This is a genomic window from bacterium (genome assembly GCA_041648665.1).
Taxonomy (GTDB): domain Bacteria; phylum UBA10199; class UBA10199; order 2-02-FULL-44-16; family JAAZCA01; genus JAFGMW01.
Map to the genome: position 1 here is coordinate 1 of JBAZOP010000139.1, position 5,372 is coordinate 5,372.

Here is a 5,372-nt window from a genome sequence, read left to right on the forward strand (position 1 = left end):
CTGGGGCACCAGGAGCTCATGCGCCGCGCCAGGATGGAGGCCAAGAGGCGCAGATGCGCATCCGTAGTCTACACGTTCGAACCCCACCCCGTGAAGGTGCTCTCCCCCGACCAGTGCCCGAAGCTCCTAACGACCCGGGAGCAGAAGCAGGCGCAGCTCGCAAAGCTCGGCATCGACGCCCTCGTGGTGGAGCAGTTCACCCGCGATTTCGCAAGCCAGGGCCCGGGAAAGTTCTTCGACGACATACTCCAAAACAGGCTTCGCGCGTCGTGCGTCGTGATCGGCTACGATTTCACGTTCGGCATGCACAGACAGGGGACCATAGAGACCTTCGAGGAGATGGGGAAAAAATGCGGGATGTCGTCGATAGTCGTGCCCGCGGTCTTCGCCGACGAGACGCTCATCAGCTCCACGGTCATACGCTCGATGATATCCGCTGGCGAGGTGAAAAGGGCGCGCTCGCTCCTCGGCAGACCGTACGAAGCGTTGGGAAACGTGGTGCCGGGCCGCGGCTTCGGCTCCGCCCTCGCGGCGAGGACCGCGAACCTCTCCCTCGCGAGCGAGATCAGCCCCAAAGACGGCGTCTACATCACCAGGACGCTCGTGCACCACGAAGGCTATGGAAAGACGACCCCCGACCTGTATGAATCCGTCACCAGCATCGGTCAGAATCCGACCTTTGCGGACCTCCCCCGCTCATTCGAAACGCACCTGATAGACGCGGATGCCGACCTCCTCGGCAAGACGCTGTCGGTCGAGTTCCTGGAGCGAATCCGCGACCAGGAAAAATTCATCTCAGTGGAAGATCTGCGCAACCGGATTCATCAGGACATCGACGTTGCGCGCAAATACCACGGGCGCACGGCCCGATAGGACGGAGGACCCTGCATGGCAAAGACCGACTTCGACACCCCTGTCATCTTCGGAGCGCTCTGCGACGACGGACCCACGGCGCCGAACGGCATAGAGCGGATGATAAGGTTGAAAAAACAGGGCGCGGTGCTGCTGCCCTTCCACGTGGAAGCGAGGCACTTGGGCAACGTGCTCCGCTGCATGCAGCTCATGGACGTGGCGGGGCTTCTTATCCTGGGCAGCCATAGAAAGCGCGTGACAAGACACCTGAAATCGCTTCACCCAAGCGCCAGGGCAAAGGGGATGGTCGACGTGATAATCAGGAAAGGGAGGGGCTTCAAAGGATATTGCGCCGAGCAGATAGCCCTCTCCATGACCCCAAGCCCTTCGGCCCGCAAAATAGCCGATCTTACTCGTAAAATAAGTGTCGAACTTTTGACAGGGAGATTCTCATCTAAGTAGTTGGTTTCCAACGTTCTTTTTCTGTACGTTATTTTACCACCGCTGTTCGCGGCATTATTTACCCTCCTCCTTCCTTATCTCCAGGCTTTAAAAAAATATTCACTAATACAATCAGCTAGTTGCGTTGCCGCAATAAACGACACCTATACCCGACCGATGGCACAGATATTGTAACCATTATGCTTTGGAGGACGTATAAATGGCCCACTCGGCAAAAAAATCGACCGTGGAGGTCATAGTAGTCGAGGATGACTCCACGTTCCTGTCCTTCTGGAAGCGTTTCCTCGAGGCGATGGGGATCAGCGACTACCTTTTGATCGACAACCCATACGAGGCCAAAGAGGTGCTGGCAAGGATCGACTGCAGGCTTCTCATCAGCGACATCAACATGCACGGGATCAACGGTTACGAACTCGCCAAACTCGCTTGCGATTTCAATCCAGGATGTTCGGTAGTTCTCACGACCGCCTACAACGCGAACCTCAAACACTTCGACCTGAAGAGCTATTCATTCCATCTCCTCTTCAAACCGTACAATGATATCGGAGAACTCAACAAGCTGATCAGGCATCTCCTCAAGGGTGAGAATTCCTTCGACGATCTCTCCGAGGACTCGTGGTCTGAAAACGAGGATTATCCGCAAGTGATCGAGTGGAAGTTGTAAGACTGTAAGCGCAAAACGGGACGATTCTCCTTCTGAAAAGAGAAGCGTCCCGTTTTTCTATAGCACTCATTGTATCCGCCTGTCATTCCCGCGTAAGCGGGAATCCAGTCTGGATCCCCGATAAGATCACTCGGGGATGACGGGTCGTTTCGTTCGGGGATGACATTCACAGTCACAATAGTTCTCCGTAAAGATCGTTCCATTCCGGATTCATTTTCTCAATCAGCTCCAGTTTCCATTTTCGCATCCACTTCTTCAGTCTCTTTTCGCGGAGTATGGCATTCTCGGGATCTTCAAAACATTCATAGTAAACCAGATGAGTTACGTTGTATTTCTCAGTAAAGCCCTTCACGGCTTTACTTTTGTGCTCCCAGACTCTCTTGAGCAAGTTTGACGTAATACCGATGTAGAGCGTGCCGTTTTTCTTGCTTGCCAAAATGTAGACATAAAAGTTTTTCATATTTGCCCAGATTGTCATCCCCGAGTGCCTTAATCGGGGATCCAGTCCTTTTCAAGGGATTCCTGCTTTCGCAGGAATGACAAAATGTCGGCCTCTCATCCCCGAGTTCCTCAACACGACGTCATCCCCGAGTGCCTTAATCGGGGATCCAGTCCTTTTCAAGGGATTCCCGCTTCCTCGGGAATGACACAATTTAGCAAAGGGATTCCTGCTTTCGCAGGAATGACGCACTATAAAAAAACCGCCGCGCACATAAAGTGCGCGGCGAGTGTAAAAGACAAGAAATTAAAAGTCTACCTTAGCCTTTGGAGTCCTGGGGCACCAAGACGGGACGAAAGCCAATATAAGTCTCGCGTGCGCCCGGACGGCTGCAGAGGCGACTGGCCGCACGCAAATTCCTAGGTTTAATGTCGAACCAGGAACCGCCGCGCAGGATGAAATTCTCTAAACCCTTCCCATATGGACTTGAAGTCCACTCCCAGATATTGCCTATCATGTCCCTGAGCCCATACCCGTTGGCATATGAGTTGGGATGATCTACGTCACGTGTCGCTTTCGCATTGAAGTAGTGTGCCTGCTCTCTTGTAGCGGGAGTTACGAATTCATTTCCACCCGGACCCTTTGCAGCCTTCTCCCACTCCGCCTCAAACGGAAGCTTGCCGATTAAGGAAATCCCCATGCTAGCTACAGTCTTTTCACCAATCCACCGCGAATATGCCGTGGCCTCTTCATGGGTGACTGCAACAGCCGGCTGACGATCGCCTGCGAATCTTCGCTCCAGATCGCGAACGTCTTTTCTTCCAAGCGCTTCGAGAAACAACCTGAACTCGGCATTCGTCACAGGACGATTCAGCATATGGAAACCGCCTGCTACGACGGTTTCCAGAAATTTCTCGCCCTTATACCTGTATTGGTCATCGCGTGCTGAGCCCATCTGAAACTCGCCCGCCGGGATCCAGCGCCACTGGGCATCCAAATCGAACGGCGCTTCAAGTCCAGCCGCCTTCGCGATACCAATCTCCTGGGCCTTCACTGCAAGGCGAACAGCCCTGTCCACATCGGCCTGGTGGGTCGTGAGAAGACCCAGGACATCCTCCCGCACCTTGGCCTCTATCTCCCTCTCCGGCAGGCCACTGATCAGGGTCCTGAGGTCAACTAGCGAAGCAATCGGGCGAACTTCAGAGTAGGTATCTATGGCCTGACCTACAGCCCTGAAACCTGTGAGTGTTTGAGCGCCGGGCACCATGCCCGTTCGTACGCCGCTGACAAAACCCGTCACGCCCGCCGTATGAATAAACTGCATTGGATTGATCGCTGTCGTATTCATAATTGTCCTTTCATTGTTACGTCATTCCCGCATGTTCTTCCCTTGTCATTCCCGCATGGTTCAAGCGGGAATCCAGTCTGGATCCCCGATAGAATCACTCGGGGATGACAATAGACTGGATCCCCGCTTTCGCGGGGATGACAACAAAATTAACCGCTCCCCCTTTATCGCGCTCCCTGCGAAAAGGTTGCGCGTTTTTTTGAAACATCTAACATAACGTAATTACGTCATATTTTGCATTACGCCGGCACCAGGCCCGCGAGTTCGGCGATCAGGATCTTGGTCGCACCGCCGCGGAATTCTACCGTGACCTTGTGACCGGTCGACGTGGGCTGCACCGCCTTCACAAGGCCGTATCCAAAGGTCGGATGCCTCACGCGCATGCCCTTGGCCAGCCCCTCGCGCTCATCTGGAGGTCTTTGATCAAAGTCATAGTCCTCTCCCCTCCCTTGACGGGAGGGGCTGGGGGCGGGTGACCAATTGTCACGAGACCACCCTCTCCCCGACCCCTGCCTGTCCGGCAGGCAGGCTCCCCCATCAATGGGGAGAGAATAGTGGTGAGCAGAGACACCGACCGGGATGCGCACCGAGTGCTCCTTCGGGATCTCGTCGAGAAACCGCGAGGCCACGTTGTAGCGCGCCTGGCCGAAGTGGCTGCGTCGGAATGCGTGCGCGAGGCAGAGCTCGTCCTTGGCGCGCGTCATCCCCACATAGCAGAGCCTGCGCTCCTCCTCGAGCTCCTCCGGATCGTCCAGCGAGCGCGCGTGAGGCATGAGCCCTTCCTCCATGCCGACCATGAAGACGCTCTTGAACTCGAGCCCCTTGGCGATGTGCAGCGTCATCATCGTGACCGCACCCTTCGCCTCGTCCACCGCGTCCGCGTCCGAGATCAGCGCGACCTGGTCCAGGAACTGCACGAGCGCGGAGGTCCCGGGAGATGGGATGAACTCCCCCACCGCGGCGACGAGCTCGTTGATGTTCTCGAGGCGCGCCTCGGACTCGATGGTGGACTCCTTTATCAGCGCCTCGACGTAGCCGCTCTTCTCGAGCACGTCCTTCATAAGTTCGTCCAGCGGCCTCTCCTGCGCACCCTCGGCGAGCGTCTCGATCGTCCGGCGGAATTCCGCGAGTCTCTTCGACTGCGCCTCGCGCGCCCCGCCCTCCTCTGCGAACGGCGCGATCGCCGCGAAGAGAGAGAGCCCGCGCGCGGAGGCGAAGGCCTTGAGGCGCTCCACCGTGGTCTTGCCCAGCCCGCGCGGCGGCGAATTTATTATCCTGAGAAACCCCATGTCGTCGCCGCGATCCACTATGAGCCTGAGATAGGCGAGCGCGTCCTTCACCTCGGCGCGCTCGTAGAAACGCATGCCCCCGTAGATGACGTGGGGGATCCCCTGCTCGCGGAAGACTTCCTCAAGGGGGCGCGACTGGGCATTGGTGCGGTAGAATACCGCGAAGTCGCCGTAGCGGCCCCCTGCAGCAGCCGCCTTGCGGATGCGCTCCGCGACGGCCGCGGCCTCCTTGCGCTCGGACTCGCACGAGAGCAGAGCCACCTTCGCGCCGCCCTCCCTGCCGGTCCAGATCTGTTTCGCCTTCCTGCCCGCATTGCG

At 56.8% G+C, this 5,372-nt stretch carries 6 protein-coding genes; 3 read left to right on the forward strand and 3 right to left on the reverse strand.

All coding sequences use genetic code 11. The features are described from left to right. From ribF to WC683_19225, 3 genes are all read left to right on the forward strand, one after another. A partial coding sequence (gene ribF, locus WC683_19215; GenBank protein MFA4974738.1) for a riboflavin biosynthesis protein RibF occupies positions 1–873 on the forward strand: 873 nt, incomplete at its 5' end. Positions 874–888: 15 nt separating this feature from the next. Continuing rightward, the gene (locus WC683_19220; protein ID MFA4974739.1) at positions 889–1,314 is read left to right on the forward strand and encodes a hypothetical protein; all 426 of its coding nucleotides are present in this window, start codon (positions 889–891) and stop codon (positions 1,312–1,314) included. Between the two features lie 199 nt (positions 1,315–1,513). After that, entirely contained in the window at positions 1,514–1,978 is a 465-nt protein-coding gene (locus WC683_19225) for a response regulator (protein ID MFA4974740.1), read from the forward strand. A 172-nt stretch (positions 1,979–2,150) separates the two neighbouring features. On the opposite strand, the gene WC683_19230 is transcribed toward WC683_19225, so the two are convergent. From WC683_19230 to WC683_19240, 3 genes are all read right to left on the reverse strand, one after another. After that, positions 2,151–2,456 (reverse strand): GIY-YIG nuclease family protein, encoded by a 306-nt coding sequence (locus WC683_19230; GenBank protein MFA4974741.1) that lies wholly within the window; start codon positions 2,454–2,456, stop codon positions 2,151–2,153. 280 nt (positions 2,457–2,736) lie between these two features. Next, on the reverse strand, positions 2,737–3,765 hold the full coding sequence (locus WC683_19235; GenBank protein MFA4974742.1) for an SUMF1/EgtB/PvdO family nonheme iron enzyme: 1,029 nt from the start codon (positions 3,763–3,765) through the stop codon (positions 2,737–2,739). 239 nt (positions 3,766–4,004) lie between these two features. Next, positions 4,005–5,372: 3'-5' exonuclease (locus WC683_19240; protein MFA4974743.1), on the reverse strand; the 1,368-nt coding region annotated here is incomplete at its 5' end.

Coding starts and splice junctions, on each gene's coding strand:
- WC683_19225 (MFA4974740.1), top strand. CDS start 1,514: ATGGCCCACTCGGCAAAAAAATCGACCGTGGAGGTCATAGTAGTCGAG.
- WC683_19220 (MFA4974739.1), top strand. CDS start 889: ATGGCAAAGACCGACTTCGACACCCCTGTCATCTTCGGAGCGCTCTGC.
- WC683_19230 (MFA4974741.1), bottom strand. CDS start 2,456: ATGACAATCTGGGCAAATATGAAAAACTTTTATGTCTACATTTTGGCA.
- WC683_19235 (MFA4974742.1), bottom strand. CDS start 3,765: ATGAATACGACAGCGATCAATCCAATGCAGTTTATTCATACGGCGGGC.